The organism is Blautia sp. KLE_1732_HM_1032, assembly GCF_025147905.1.
Classification (GTDB): Bacteria; Bacillota; Clostridia; order Lachnospirales; family Lachnospiraceae; genus Blautia_A; species Blautia_A fusiformis.
Genome location: NZ_CP102266.1, coordinates 1369763 through 1382825, shown reverse-complemented (window position 1 = coordinate 1382825; position 13063 = coordinate 1369763). Strand labels below are relative to the sequence as shown.

At 45.1% G+C, this 13063-nt stretch carries 12 protein-coding genes; 1 reads left to right on the top strand and 11 read right to left on the bottom strand.

Annotated elements, in window-relative coordinates; genetic code table 11:
* Positions 1 to 60: 60 nt before the first annotated feature.
* The 7 genes from NQ489_RS06560 to NQ489_RS06530 all read right to left on the bottom strand — a co-directional run bounded on the left by NQ489_RS06560 (position 61) and on the right by NQ489_RS06530 (position 8322).
* Complete coding sequence (locus NQ489_RS06560) at positions 61 to 1527, bottom strand: serine hydrolase (RefSeq protein ID WP_021650984.1); 1467 nt, start codon at positions 1525 to 1527, stop codon at positions 61 to 63.
* 123 nt (positions 1528 to 1650) lie between these two features.
* Entirely contained in the window at positions 1651 to 4017 is a 2367-nt protein-coding gene (locus NQ489_RS06555; protein ID WP_044961214.1) for an ATP-dependent DNA helicase, read from the bottom strand.
* A 178-nt stretch (positions 4018 to 4195) separates the two neighbouring features.
* Positions 4196 to 4417 carry an HPr family phosphocarrier protein gene (locus NQ489_RS06550; RefSeq protein WP_015525837.1) on the bottom strand — a complete coding sequence of 74 codons (222 nt, stop codon included), beginning with the start codon at positions 4415 to 4417 and terminating at the stop codon, positions 4196 to 4198.
* 334 nt (positions 4418 to 4751) lie between these two features.
* Positions 4752 to 6071, bottom strand: coding sequence for an aspartate kinase (locus tag NQ489_RS06545; RefSeq protein WP_015525836.1), 1320 nt, complete (start codon positions 6069 to 6071; stop codon positions 4752 to 4754).
* A gap of 182 nt (positions 6072 to 6253) precedes the next feature.
* Positions 6254 to 6535 (bottom strand): DUF2325 domain-containing protein, encoded by a 282-nt coding sequence (locus NQ489_RS06540; RefSeq protein WP_015525835.1) that lies wholly within the window; start codon positions 6533 to 6535, stop codon positions 6254 to 6256.
* 143 nt (positions 6536 to 6678) lie between these two features.
* Positions 6679 to 7368: a tRNA (N6-threonylcarbamoyladenosine(37)-N6)-methyltransferase TrmO gene (gene tsaA / locus NQ489_RS06535; protein WP_021650988.1), complete on the bottom strand. Its 690-nt coding sequence runs from the start codon at positions 7366 to 7368 to the stop codon at positions 6679 to 6681.
* 87 nt (positions 7369 to 7455) lie between these two features.
* The gene (locus NQ489_RS06530) at positions 7456 to 8322 is read right to left on the bottom strand and encodes a GGDEF domain-containing protein (RefSeq protein ID WP_049946985.1); all 867 of its coding nucleotides are present in this window, start codon (positions 8320 to 8322) and stop codon (positions 7456 to 7458) included.
* Between the two features lie 135 nt (positions 8323 to 8457).
* Between NQ489_RS06530 and NQ489_RS06525 the strand changes: the two genes are divergently transcribed.
* Positions 8458 to 8712 (top strand): hypothetical protein, encoded by a 255-nt coding sequence (locus NQ489_RS06525; protein WP_015525832.1) that lies wholly within the window; start codon positions 8458 to 8460, stop codon positions 8710 to 8712.
* 74 nt (positions 8713 to 8786) lie between these two features.
* Here NQ489_RS06525 and NQ489_RS06520 read toward each other — a convergent pair whose 3' ends face one another.
* From NQ489_RS06520 to pfkB, 4 genes are all read right to left on the bottom strand, one after another.
* A complete protein-coding gene (locus NQ489_RS06520) occupies positions 8787 to 9530 on the bottom strand; it encodes a DeoR/GlpR family DNA-binding transcription regulator (RefSeq protein ID WP_044961183.1) in 744 nt (247 codons plus the stop codon).
* Between the two features lie 71 nt (positions 9531 to 9601).
* Positions 9602 to 9859 (bottom strand): HPr family phosphocarrier protein, encoded by a 258-nt coding sequence (locus tag NQ489_RS06515; RefSeq protein ID WP_015525831.1) that lies wholly within the window; start codon positions 9857 to 9859, stop codon positions 9602 to 9604.
* 38 nt (positions 9860 to 9897) lie between these two features.
* The gene (locus NQ489_RS06510) at positions 9898 to 11811 is read right to left on the bottom strand and encodes a PTS fructose transporter subunit IIABC (RefSeq protein ID WP_021650991.1); all 1914 of its coding nucleotides are present in this window, start codon (positions 11809 to 11811) and stop codon (positions 9898 to 9900) included.
* Positions 11812 to 11831: 20 nt separating this feature from the next.
* Positions 11832 to 12743, bottom strand: coding sequence for a 1-phosphofructokinase (gene pfkB, locus NQ489_RS06505; RefSeq protein ID WP_021650992.1), 912 nt, complete (start codon positions 12741 to 12743; stop codon positions 11832 to 11834).
* Positions 12744 to 13063: the final 320 nt, after the last annotated feature.

Below are 13063 nucleotides of genomic sequence, written 5' to 3'. Positions count from 1 at the left end.
TTCTCTGGCGGAAATATCCATCAGGATCTTGCTCAGCTGTTTTTTATTCTAACTCACAGATCACCCCTGGTCAAGGTCCATATTCAGATAATTATAAACAATACCGGAAATATCCCGGATATGCGAAACTGCATCCCCAGGTTTACAGTCTTCTGACATCACACAGAGGATATATGTAGTCTTTTCTCCATATACAATGGCGATATCATGCTGGTCCGTATCCGTTTCTCCAGTCTTATTTGCAATTTCCACGGACACAGATATCCCGCTGGGGATCTTAGTAGTAACCTGCTGGTTCAGAAGCAGGTTCAGCATAGCCTCCGAAGCTTCTTTCGATACACATTCTCCTTTATAGATCCGGGAAAGAAGCTCTGCGCAGTCTTTTACGGAAGTGGTGTTCCTGCCACCGAGGCCGACGTCCTTTGAAGAGGACGGGCTTAAGATATGCTGTACGGAAGTATCTGCAAATTTCTGTTCCGCAAGAAATCCATTTACAGCCTGTGCTCCGTCCTTAAAAACACCCGATGCTGTCTGCAGACGTACCAGCTCATTAAAAGATTCATTGTCACTGACTGTGATCATATTCCAGAGAAGGTCATTGACCTTTGTGGATACGGACGGATCTGTAACATCTTTTTTCATTTTTGCCGCTTCGTTCTGAAGGACTGCATCCATGTTGGCATAGGTCTGGGCCATGACAAACACTTTGATCAGACTGGCTGAGTACAGTGACTGACTATTCTGTTCAAACTCCTGATCACTGATCAGATCCTTTACATAAACGCTCCATGTACCCTCATAGGTTCCAAGAAGATTCGCAAGCCGTTTCTCAAGGCCATCCATTCCCAGATCTTTCGTCTCGACTTTTCCAGATTTATCCACGGAAAATCCCTCCGGAGTCTCTCCCTCTTCCTGGAGCAGAACGCCGTTTTCTCCGCCAAAATAATAATATCCGTCAAACATCTGTCCTGCAGCATTCATTTCCAGATAATGGATACCTGGATCTGTGACCATTTTTCCATATTCATCAAAATAATACAGCCCGTTGTATGTTGTTTTGTCCACCACCAGCTCATCCATATAACGTACCTGTGGAGAGGCGCTGAGTTTTCCCAGATTGTTTACCATATAACAGCCGTCAAAAGAAACTTCCTCACCGCTGCCGTCTTTTGCCGGAGCCTTCAGATCGGTGATCTGGACCATATGCGAGTTTCCCGCTGTAAATTTACCGCTTTCGTCGTGATAATAATATCCATCAAAAACCGTTCCGTCGATCTCAAAATGATCAAAATAATACACTGCCGGAGTATTTTCTTTGGTTCCATCTTCATTCAGGCAGTAAAAGCCATTGCTTTTCAGAATATATTTCCCGCTTTCACCAGGAATTGGAAGTATCTGGGACTCCTCCGTAACAGAACCAAGGCTTCCCTGTGCCGTCTGCTGCACTGTTGTCGCAAAAACCGGCTGTGCGAGCATCACTGTGCTCAGACAAAATGCCAATGCTTTATATATTTTTTTTCGTCTCATATACTTCTTTCACTTTTCTTATGATCCTATTTTACAGTTTCTTGTCCTGATCCGGCATCCACACATTCCTCCAGTGATTTTCCAGATAAAGACTCTATAAGTATATCGGATTTCTCCGTTCTGTCAAGTAAACCTCTTCCAGAACGTCTCCACTGCACCTTCTACCGTATCCAGCCTGCAGCCTGTACGGTCCTGCCATTCCCTGGGAAAGATTTCCTGGTAATCCCGATCCCAGAAGCGGTCATCCAGAAGCAATATCACGCCTTTGTCCTCTTTTGTGCGGATCACGCGCCCGGCGGCCTGAAGCACCTTGTTCATACCCGGATAGCGATATGCATAATCAAAACCACAGTGATTCTTTTTATCGTAATACTCTTTCAGGATCTCACGCTGACTGCCGATCTGGGGAAGTCCGGTTCCTACGATCACTGCCCCGATCAGACTTTCCCCTGTCAGATCAACACCCTCAGAAAAAATCCCTCCAAGGACACAGAACCCTACCAGGGTACCTTCCCGTTCCTGAAATTCCTCCAAAAATCCTTCCCGTTCCTGTTCTGTCATATCCGGCGTCTGACACACGCAGCGCACCCAGTCTACGGAAAATTCTTCCTCATAAACCTGCAGTACGTCTTCCATAAGACGATACGACGGAAAAAACACCATATAATTTCCCTGCCTCTGCCAGACACATCTGGCAATATATCCGGCGATCTTCCGGTATTCTGCACGATTTCTCCGGGTATACCGGCTGCTTACGTCGCTGCCGATAAGAATCCTGCGGTTTTCTTTTGGGAAAGGAGACTGCACATAAATCCCATAGGCATCACGGTCTGTTGTCAAAAGCTCCCGGTAATAGAGCATGGGAAACATTGTAGCTGAAAAGAAAATAGCACTTTTCCCTTTTTTCAGGTATTCTCCCAGATTTTCTGCCGGGTTCACACAGAACAGCCTCAGACGAAATCCTTCTTCTGCGCTGTTTTCGGTATATACTACATAATTTTCATCTACCAGCTCTGAAACATTTAAAAAATCACGCACTATAAAATAAAACTCCAGTATTTCCCTGCGTAGTTCTTCTTCCAGTTCTTTTTCCTCCAGTATTTCTTCCAGTTCACCTGATATCGTAAGAAATGTGATCGGCAGTACTCCGGGATTGGGAAGCACCTGATACCCTTTTCCTGTTTCCGCAAGATTCTCTTCCAGTTCCATCATCTGGCGATTTGCTTTATCCAGTGTTCTGGCCAGTTTTGAAAATCTCTTTCTTATCTTCTTTCGAAGTGCTACCAGACTCTGACGGGAAATACCGGCACTGTACATCTCTCTGCCACGTTCTACCAGATTATGTGCCTCATCGATCAGAAAAATATAATCCCCGGAAATATTTTCCCCGAAAAAACGTTTCAGATGAACATTGGGATCAAACACGTAATTATAATCACAGATGATCCCGTCTACCCAGATTGAAAGATCCAGACACATTTCAAAAGGGCACACCTGCCATTTTTCTGCATGAACACGGATCACTTCTCTGGAATATACCTCTTCAGTGGTCCAGAGCTCATAAACCGCATCATTTACCCGGTCAAAATGCCCCTTTGCATAAGGACATTTCTCCGGTGTACATTCCGGAGTATCCTGAAAACACAGCTTTTCCTTTGCCGTGATCGCCGTTACCTTGAATTTCAGACCTTTTTCCCGCAGGATGTGAAATGCCTCCTGCGCCACAGTTCCTGTGATGGTTTTTGCGGTAAGATAAAAAAGTGTTTCACCTTTTCCCTCACCGATGGCGCGCACGGACGGAAAAATGGCAGACATGGTTTTTCCCACACCGGTAGGCGCCTGAACAAATAAGGTCTTCCCGCTGGAAACCGTATGGTACACACCACTAACAATATCCCGCTGCCCTTCTCTGTATGGAAACGGAAACTGCAGATCCTTCATGGATGCATTTCTCTCTTTTTTCCAGTTAAGAGAATATGCGATCCATTTGTGATAGGCATCCAGAAGCTTCTGATACCAGCCTTTAAGCTCCTCTATGGAAAAATCCTCACGAAATCTCCTGGTTTCTTCCGTCTCAAGATGAGCGTAGGTCATCTGAATGTGGATTTCAGAAATCCCTTCTTTTTCTCCCCAGATCATTCCGTAACACATGGCCTGGGCACGGTGGACAGGTATTGGCATGTCCATTGCCTGGACATTTCCGTAAGTCCCCTTGATCTCATCAATATAAACGGCTCCGTCCTCTGTAAAGATCCCATCTGCACGGCCCTCGACCTGAATGACCACATCGTCGTATTCACTTTCTTTTTTCAGAGAAACCTCCGCCTGATAATCGCCCTTCATACTCCGCTGTATCTTGCGGTGAAGCCTTCCGCCTTTTAACATGGCTTCCTTATCTCCGGATGTCCCACTGCTGTTATCCAGATCTCCGCTCCTCAGTATAAATTCCACAAGATTTCTGACAGAAATCCGCACTCTTGGTTTTTCCATATTTTCACTCCCGGCAGCTGCCGGAATTCCAGTCCGGCAGCTATTCTTTTTCCATGCTATACCAGGATTATACCATAAAATATGATCCGAAAGCTTCCCATAATAAAAAGGACGCATGTTCTGCTTTTCTTCTCATGAACTGCGCCCTTTTATCACCGTTTTTCTTTATTCATATTTCTCAACCTGCTGCATACTTGGAAAGAACACGATTAAAATCCTCGTCTTCTCCGTAACACTTTACTGTCAGAGTCTTTGTCAGATCCAGACTCAAAAGTCCGAGGATCGACTTTGCATCAATGATAATACGGTTATAAAATACATCAATATCAAAATTACATCTGCTGGCTGCACTGACAAACTCCTGTGCACTTTTTTCATCCAGTTTGATCTGTTTCTCCATAGCTGACCGCCTGCCTTTCTGATTTTTTCATATTTCAGTTTTACACAAAAGTTAAGTTTTTGTCAATACTGTTTATTTCATATCAAACTTTTTTCGACACAATGTACAATATCTTTGTCTTTCCTTTGGAAATCCTGTTGAATTTGATTGTATTATTTTTAGATAAATCTTGGATTTTTTCCATAAAAAACCGCCGCAGGACGGTATGTTACACGTACTGCGGCGGTTTTAAATAAATCGGATATTCGGAATCCGTTTCCGGATTTATATAAATCGGATATTCGGAATCCGCTTCGCTACTTCCTCATAAACAAAATCCGTTTCCGGATTTTGTTTATATCCGTGTCAGAACAAAAATATCGTAGATTGCTCTGACTGCTTTTTCGAAATCACGATTCTCTACACCGATGATGATATTCAGCTCACTGGAACCCTGGTCGATCATTTTTACGTTTACATTTGCATGGGCAAGAGCAGAGAAGATCCTTCCTGCAGTGCCCCTCTGGGATTTCATTCCACGACCAACAACTGCGATCAGTGCAAGGTCAGATTCCATCTCCACAAAATCAGGCTGCACCAGACGGTGGATACCTGCGATAACCTGCTGCTCTTTCTCCTCAAATTCGTCCTGATGAACATATACAGTCATGGTATCGATTCCGGATGGTACATGCTCAAAGCTGATCCCCTGATCTTCAAATACCTGAAGTACCTTGCGTCCGAACCCGATCTCACTATTCATCATGGATTTCTCGATATTAATAGAGCAGAAGCCTTTCTTTCCGGCGATACCGGTAATAGTAAATTTCGGCTTCTTACAGGTGCTCTCTACGATCAGAGTACCTTTATCCTCCGGGCTGTTTGTGTTACGGATATTGATCGGAATTCCCTCTTTACGAACCGGGAAAATGGCATCCTCATGAAGAACAGTAGCTCCCATGTAGGAAAGCTCACGAAGCTCTCTGTATGTGATCGCCTCGATAGGCTCCGGATTGTGAACGATACGCGGATCTGTTACAAGAAAACCGGAAACGTCCGTCCAGTTCTCATAAATATCTGCATGGATAGCCTTTGCAACCAGGGAACCTGTCACATCAGAACCACCTCTGGAAAATGTCTTTACTGTGCCATCTGCACATGCGCCGTAAAATCCCGGAATAACCGCATGCTGGGATTTGCTGAGTTTTTTGGAAAGGAGTTTATTGGTCTCCTCCGCTTCCAGATTACCAGCTTTATCAAAACGGATCACAGAAGCTGCATCCACAAAATCATATCCAAGATATGCAGCCATGATCTTACCATTGAGGAACTCTCCTCTGGATGCCGCATACTGGATTCCTGCCTGTGCACGGAAATCCTCATCGATCTTCTTGAACTCCTCCTCAAGAGAAAGGCTCAGTCCGAGTCCCTTGATGATCTCATAATATCGCGCCTTGATTGCATTGATCTTCTCAGTGATATCCTCCCCTTTGGATGCTGCGTCATAACATCCATAAAGCATATCCGTCACTTTGATATCCTCGTCAAATCTCTTTCCCGGAGCTGACGGAACTACATAACGGCGGCTCTCATCACTGCGGATGATATCGCCCACTTTCTGGAACTGCTCCGCATTTGCAAGAGAACTTCCACCGAATTTTACAACTTTTTTCATGATAACACCTCTCACCTGTAATTTCGACTTCCAGCGCCGCCTTTTCACCATTCACTGCAACGCTTTACCACAGAAACCTACGGCTATTTTATTGAATAATTTGTAATTTTGCAAGCATTTCCGTAACATTTCTGCAAAAAAAGTCAAATTATACAAGAGAAAAGTATCTCCTGACCTGTTTCTTATGCACAGTACTGCTTCAGAATGTTCTCGAGAGCTGCAGCGCTGCTTGTGTGACAGCGGCATACCGGAATGGATTTTTTCTTTGCTTCTTCTACTGCGCAGTTTACCATTTTGTGGGAAACGGTACTGGTGAACAGGATCATCAGATCCGGCACCCCGATCTTTTTCTTCATGGCTCCTTTTTCCTTGGCAAAAACTTTCGCCTTGCATCCGAAGCCTTTGCAGATATCCTCATACTGACATACCATTCTTTCATTACCGCCTACAATTACAACGCTCATAATTCACTCTCCTTTGATCTCTGAACTTTTATATGACTGTTTCAAGGTTATTTTAAGCTAACTTCACTTTTAAAATATTGAGTTAGCACTTGCTAACTCACTTATTATAATACCATCTCACAAAAAGTTTGTCAAAGGTAATTTTAAATTCTGTCTGATTTTTTATATCCTGTGATCTCACATACTGTAAGTATGCCGTTTTTTACCTGAAAATGAACATCCATTCCTGCAAAAGGCATTCCGTATATCCTCTCCGGATCTTTCTGGTAGGCAGGCCTCGGATCCTCTCTGAGCACGCCTTCCAACGCAGTAAGCTTATCCTCCGGAATCCTTGCCTTCCATTCTTCCGGGATCTCTACCTGCAGAAAATGCTGCTCCACCTTCGTCGCAAAGCCGCCCAGCGCTTCCGGATGGCAGTCTGCCACAGGCAGATATGGCTTGATATCATAGATGGGGGTTCCGTCCATCAGGTCCGCACCGGATACGATCAGTACAGGAGCTTCTTTGCTTTCCAGATCGATTTTTTCAAGCTTCACACAGGATAAGCCTACAGGATTGGGACGGAAGGGCGATCTGGTGGCAAATACGCCCATCCTTTCATTTCCGCCCAGGCGTGGCGGACGTACTGTAGGGGACCAGTTCTCACGGATCGACTGTGAAAACTCCCACAGCAGCCAGATATGCGAAAAATCTTCCAGTCCCTTTACTGCTTCACGTACCCGGTATTCCGGTTCAAAAACAATACAGGCTGTCAGTTCTTCCACTCGACCGCTCTGACGCGGGATTCCGAATTTTGTCGGAAAATCACTTCTGATCCTTGCGATTATCTTCATATCCCTATTCTCCCTTTCACTTGCCAGATATACACCTCATGCGCCTGTTACATAATTCTGCTTTCAATGACTGTCATGTCATTTCCGTCAGATCCTCTTGTAGGCAACACAGTTTTTTTGCCGCTTGGCCTGATAGAGAAGCCTGTCCGCTTCCATCACTCCATCTCTGACCTTACAGCTTCCATATACACCTCCCACGCTCATGGAAAGCCGGATTTCTTTGTATTCCGGCACATCTGCCATTGCGATCTCTTCCCGGATATCTTCCAGCTTCTGCTGAAATACCTTTTCCGGGATTTCTTCAAACATCAGAAGAAATTCGTCTCCTCCATAACGCAGTACCACGTCATCTGCCCGCACATGCTCAAAGATCGTTCTGACAATGGTACAAAGCGCCGCATCTCCAGCTACATGGCCATAGCTGTCATTGATCTGTTTAAAATTGTCCACGTCGATCATAGCTATAGCCCCCATCTTATCCAGGGATTTCAGCTGTTCCTCAAAATATCTCCGGTTTCTGGCACCAGTCAGCGGATCTTCATATAATTCCCGGTTGAATCTGCTGATCTTATCGATCAGAGATCCGCTTCCATAAGCTCCCAGAAAGATCTTATCCGTCATTTTAAAGACCATTTCCATGACAAGAGGTGTCCCGTCTATAACCACATATTTGGCGATTACCTGATAAATGTCATCATTGACGAACTCAAATTTCGTCATTTTGTTTTTACGGGCAAAAACTTTGGCAGAAATACAGTTCTCACATCTTCTGCCTTTATTCCACACTGCAAAGCATTTATGTTCTGCTTCATAAGAGCAATCGTCTAAGCCAATATTTACCGGAGCTGTACGGCTGACATCCACCAGTCTTACAATGTCAAAAACCGTCTTCAGCATTTCTATTTCCATATTTACTTCCCGGGCAGTCATAAATACACCCTTATCTTTATCCATAGTATTTTCCTGCGTTTCTGAAATATTATATACATTCATGATAACATATTGCACATCAATTCACAATTGTATTTCATCGTCGTTTATGCTATTGTATAGTGTATAAGAAGTAATATTTTTATCAGGAGGTTTCATATGGCACAGAGACGTACAAAGATAGAAGTACTCAATGAGAAAATTTCCAAAGTAGATTCCAAGATTGCTGCCTGCACCGAAAAGATAGCAGCGCTGGAGGATGAAAAAACTGCACTGGCAGCTCAGCTGGATGAGATCCGCAAAGCTGAAAAAAAGGCAAAGGAAGCTGCTGAACTGAAACGTCTGCTCAAGCTGATGCACAAAAAAGACATTTCCGTAGAAGATCTAGAAGCCATGATCTCCAGGGAAGCCTGAAACAGATCCTCAGCAAACAAAAAACCGGTTTACGAAGAATTTTTTCTTCCAAACCGGTTTTTTTTGCGATCTTTCTATGATACGATCTGTATATTTCTGCAATCTTTATATTCTTTGGAACAGCTTTCCGTCAGGATCACTGCTCCGTCAAATGAAAAGAACGTCACCGCACTGATCTGTCCGAATTTGGAGCTGTCAGACACTACGTACTTTTCCAGACACTGCTCCATGGCGGTTCGCTTTACCAGTGCTTCATTGGATTCCGGCGTGGTAAAGCCTTCTCTCTGAGTCATCCCGTTGGTCCCGAAAAAGCCCTTTGTAAAATGATAATTCTTCAGCATCTGCATGGCCTGACTTCCGATCACAGCTTCCGTAGATCCCTTCAGTTCTCCGCCGATCAGCAGCACACGGACTCCCATCTGAGCCAGAGCCCTGGCATGGGAAACACCATTGGTGACAAAAGTCGCCCCGGAGCCTTCCAGATGCTCCAGCATATATCCGGTAGTCGTTCCCGCATCCAGATACACAAAATCTTCCGGACGGATCAGAGCTGCCGCATAGGCTGCGATCTTCTTTTTTTCTTCAATATTCAGCTCAACTTTCTGGGCTACGGTAGGCTCATAGGCATTGACAGTATGTTCCAGCGCCACCGCACCGCCAAAAACCCTGGTCAGCTTCCCCGCCTTGTAAAGCGCCGTGATGTCTCTGCGGACCGTAGATTCCGATGCATCCAGGATATCTTTCAGTTCTGTTACCGTAACACTGTTTTTTTCTCTGAGAAGGCCGAGTATGATCTCGTATCTCTGCTCCGTCAGCATTCCTTTTCCTCCTTCAAAAAAGACATCCCGATCGACCGGACCGGGATGCCTTCTGTTCACTCATTCTGAGATTACAGGTTCTCCTGCATGAATTTGCTTACTGCCTCGTATGCTGCATCCTCATCTGCACCATCGAATGTAAAGGTAACCTCATGTCCCTTCTTTACGCCAAGTCCCATAAGTGCAAGAAGCTTTCTGCACTCTACAGTCTTGCCGTCCTTCTCGATAGTGATCTTGGACTCGAAACCTTTTACAAGCTTCACAAGCTCTCCGGCCGGACGTGCATGGATTCCTTCGTTATCTGTTACTACATACTTGAATTCTTTCATTTCTTTATCCTCCAGTTTTTATTTTAATTTAAAAAAATTTAAGCAACTTTTTTCTTCAGTACCCCGAGAAGTACAGCTGAGATCAGAGTTCCCACAACCAGTGCGACCAGATACATCATTGCATTACCTACAACCGGGAATACGAAGATTCCGCCATGTGGTGCCATCAGTGTACAGTTGAAGAACATGGAGATCGCTCCGGCTGCTGCGGAACCGACGATACAGGACGGAAGTACATGGACCGGGTCAGATGCCGCAAAAGGAATCGCACCTTCTGTGATAAATGCAAGTCCCATAATAAAGTTGGTCGGTCCTGCCTCACGCTCTTCTTTTGTAAATTTGTCTTTAAACAGCAGGGATGCGAGTGCGATGGCACACGGAGGAGTCATACCTCCCACCATAACTGCTGCCATAATGTCATAGTTGCCTGCCGCAATAGCTGCTGTACCAAATACATATGCTGCTTTGTTGAACGGGCCGCCCATATCAATGGCCATCATACCACCAAGAACCAACCCTAAAATTACTTTACTTGAATTTCCCATGCCTGTCAAGGCATTATTTAATCCTGTATTGATACCGCCCATGATCGGCTCTACAACGAAGGTCATACAGAGTCCCATAAGAAGGACACCAACAACCGGATAGATCAGTACAGGCGCTATTTTTTCCAGTGCTTCCGGAAGCTTATCACAAACCTTACGAAGTCCAAGGATCAGATATCCTGCAAGGAAGCCTGCAAGAAGTGCTCCGAGGAAACCGGATTTTCCGTTTGCCGCGATCATACCGCCCACAAGTCCAACTGCAAGTGCCGGTCTGTCACCGATGGCCATTGCAATAAATCCGGCCAGGATCGGAAGCATGAAACCAAATGCGGTTCCACCAATGTTTTTCAGAACAGCCGCTACCGGTGTGATGGTACCAAAGTTTGCTCTCTGGTCTGCAGGAAGGGAACTCAAATCTACACTTAAACCATCGATCAGGAATGCAAGAGCGATCAGGATACCACCGCCTACAACCAGTGGAAGCATATGAGATACCCCGTTCATCAGCTGCATATAGATCTTGTGGCCTGCTCCGCCGCCTGCTTTTGCATTTGAGGAAGAGCTCTGACTGCCTGCTGCTGCATGATATACCGGAACATCTCCGGAAATCGCACGTTCAACAAGCTGGTCCGCTTTGCTGATTCCATCTGAAACCTGACATTCGATGACTTTCTTTCCATCGAAACGATCCATGGGAACCTTGGCATCTGCAGCTACAATGATGCAGTCTGCCTCCCGGATCTCCTGATCCGTAAGTACATTTTTTGCTCCACCGGAGCCTCGTGTCTCTATTTTAATGAAACAGTCTTTCGCCTTTGCTGCTTTTTCCAGTCCCTCTGCTGCCATGTAGGTGTGGGCAATACCTGTGGGGCAGGAGGTAACTGCCAGCAGTTTAGCTCTGGCTCCTTCGGAACTTCCTGTATCTGCCAGTCTTTCATCAATATCTTTTTTCTCCTCATCGGCCTTGTCGATGATCTCCATAAATTCATCTACAGAACCTGCGTTGCGTAAGGATTCTGTAAAATTATCATCCATCAGCATTACGGAAAGCTTGCTGAGTACATCCAGATGAATGTTATCTTCTGTATTCGGTGCTGCGATCAGGAAAAGAAGGGTAACCGGCTCATCATCCAGTGCCTCAAATTCCACGCCGTTTTTTACTACCATGGCAGCAAGTCCCGGTTTCTTTACCGCATCACATTTTCCATGAGGAATAGCGATTCCCTCACCGATTCCTGTCGTACTTTCTTCCTCTCTTAAATACACCTGTTTCCGATAAGCTTCCCTGTCGCTGATCTTTTCACTTTTTACCATAAGATCTACGACCATGTCCAGAGCTTCAGATTTCGTCTTCGGTGCAGCATCCAGTGATATGCTTCGTTTGTCAAGCAGATCTGTGATTCTCATCTTCCCTTCTCCTTTCTTCTTTACCCCTCTGTTACCTGTTCATATACTGCCTGAACTTCTTCCCTTGTGGCAAGATTTTCAGAAAATGCACTTGCACTTCCTGCGGAAATTCCCATATGGAATGCATATTCGTGATCCTGTTTTTCCATCCAGCCTGCCATAAAGCCTGCTACCATGGAATCTCCGGCTCCTACGCCGTTTACCAGTGTTCCTTTCGGCGCCGGTTTCTCAAACACCTGACCGTTTTCTGCTACCAGGACAGCTCCCTCACCGGCCATTGAGATCAGCACGTTTCTGGCTCCTTTTTCCTGGAGCTTCTTTCCGTAAGGGATCACATCCTGACGGTTCTTAAGCTCTACGCCGAAGATTTCTCCAAGCTCATGGTTATTGGGCTTCACCAGGAACGGATGATACTTCAGGACATTTACAAGAAGATCTCTCGTTGCATCCACAACGATCATCACGCCTTTTCCGTCCAGCCTCGCCATGATCTTCTCATACATATCATCCGGCATAGATGAAGGAATACTTCCTGCCAGAAAAAGCACATCTCCCTCTTTCAGTCTGTCAAGCTTCTTCATCAGCTCCTGAACCTTTTCAGCGCTGATCTCCGGTCCCATTCCGTTGATCTCAGTTCCATCAATAGATTTCAGCTTCAGGTTGATCCTTGAAACGCCTTCCGGGATCCTGATAAAATCAGATCTCACTCCCATCTCCTCAAGCTTTCTTACAATCTCATCTCCGACGAATCCTGCCATGAAACCAAGTGCTGTATTCTCGATTCCAAGATTCATCAGCACGGTGGAAACGTTGATTCCCTTTCCGCCCGGAAGCATCAGCTCAGAGCTTGTTCGGTTGGTAAGTCCGAGTTTAAAATCCTCCACGGAAACGATATAGTCCAGAGACGGATTAAAAGTAACTGTGCAGATCATTTTTCTCCTCCCATATCTTTTATCCTGCGGTTTTTGACCGCTTTTTGTTGTTTTTCATTTGTTGAACTCAGTATACTTCCAAATTCATTCAAAGTCAATCAAATTACTTCACAAAATTCATGAACGTTTTTGGTTGAGTTTGCACAAAAAACGTGCATCAACCTTAGCTTTCCCTGGTTAATGCACGCTTATCTCTGACTGTATTGGTCACTTTCATTCAAATTCCGTTATAAATCTATGTACCATTCCAAATTCCTGTTTATATTACCTCCATCCTCAGGTACATTTCCCGGAAAGCCGGATCTTCACATTCCATCACC

Excerpts from the sequence above, each read along its gene's own strand:
- NQ489_RS06560 (WP_021650984.1), bottom strand. The coding sequence starts at position 1,527 with ATGAGACGAAAAAAAATATATAAAGCATTGGCATTTTGTCTGAGCACA.
- NQ489_RS06555 (WP_044961214.1), bottom strand. The coding sequence starts at position 4,017 with ATGGAAAAACCAAGAGTGCGGATTTCTGTCAGAAATCTTGTGGAATTT.
- NQ489_RS06550 (WP_015525837.1), bottom strand. The coding sequence starts at position 4,417 with ATGGAGAAACAGATCAAACTGGATGAAAAAAGTGCACAGGAGTTTGTC.
- NQ489_RS06545 (WP_015525836.1), bottom strand. The coding sequence starts at position 6,071 with ATGAAAAAAGTTGTAAAATTCGGTGGAAGTTCTCTTGCAAATGCGGAG.
- NQ489_RS06540 (WP_015525835.1), bottom strand. The coding sequence starts at position 6,535 with ATGAGCGTTGTAATTGTAGGCGGTAATGAAAGAATGGTATGTCAGTAT.
- tsaA (WP_021650988.1), bottom strand. The coding sequence starts at position 7,368 with ATGAAGATAATCGCAAGGATCAGAAGTGATTTTCCGACAAAATTCGGA.
- NQ489_RS06530 (WP_049946985.1), bottom strand. The coding sequence starts at position 8,322 with ATGGATAAAGATAAGGGTGTATTTATGACTGCCCGGGAAGTAAATATG.
- NQ489_RS06525 (WP_015525832.1), top strand. The coding sequence starts at position 8,458 with ATGGCACAGAGACGTACAAAGATAGAAGTACTCAATGAGAAAATTTCC.
- NQ489_RS06520 (WP_044961183.1), bottom strand. The coding sequence starts at position 9,530 with ATGCTGACGGAGCAGAGATACGAGATCATACTCGGCCTTCTCAGAGAA.
- NQ489_RS06515 (WP_015525831.1), bottom strand. The coding sequence starts at position 9,859 with ATGAAAGAATTCAAGTATGTAGTAACAGATAACGAAGGAATCCATGCA.
- NQ489_RS06510 (WP_021650991.1), bottom strand. The coding sequence starts at position 11,811 with ATGAGAATCACAGATCTGCTTGACAAACGAAGCATATCACTGGATGCT.
- pfkB (WP_021650992.1), bottom strand. The coding sequence starts at position 12,743 with ATGATCTGCACAGTTACTTTTAATCCGTCTCTGGACTATATCGTTTCC.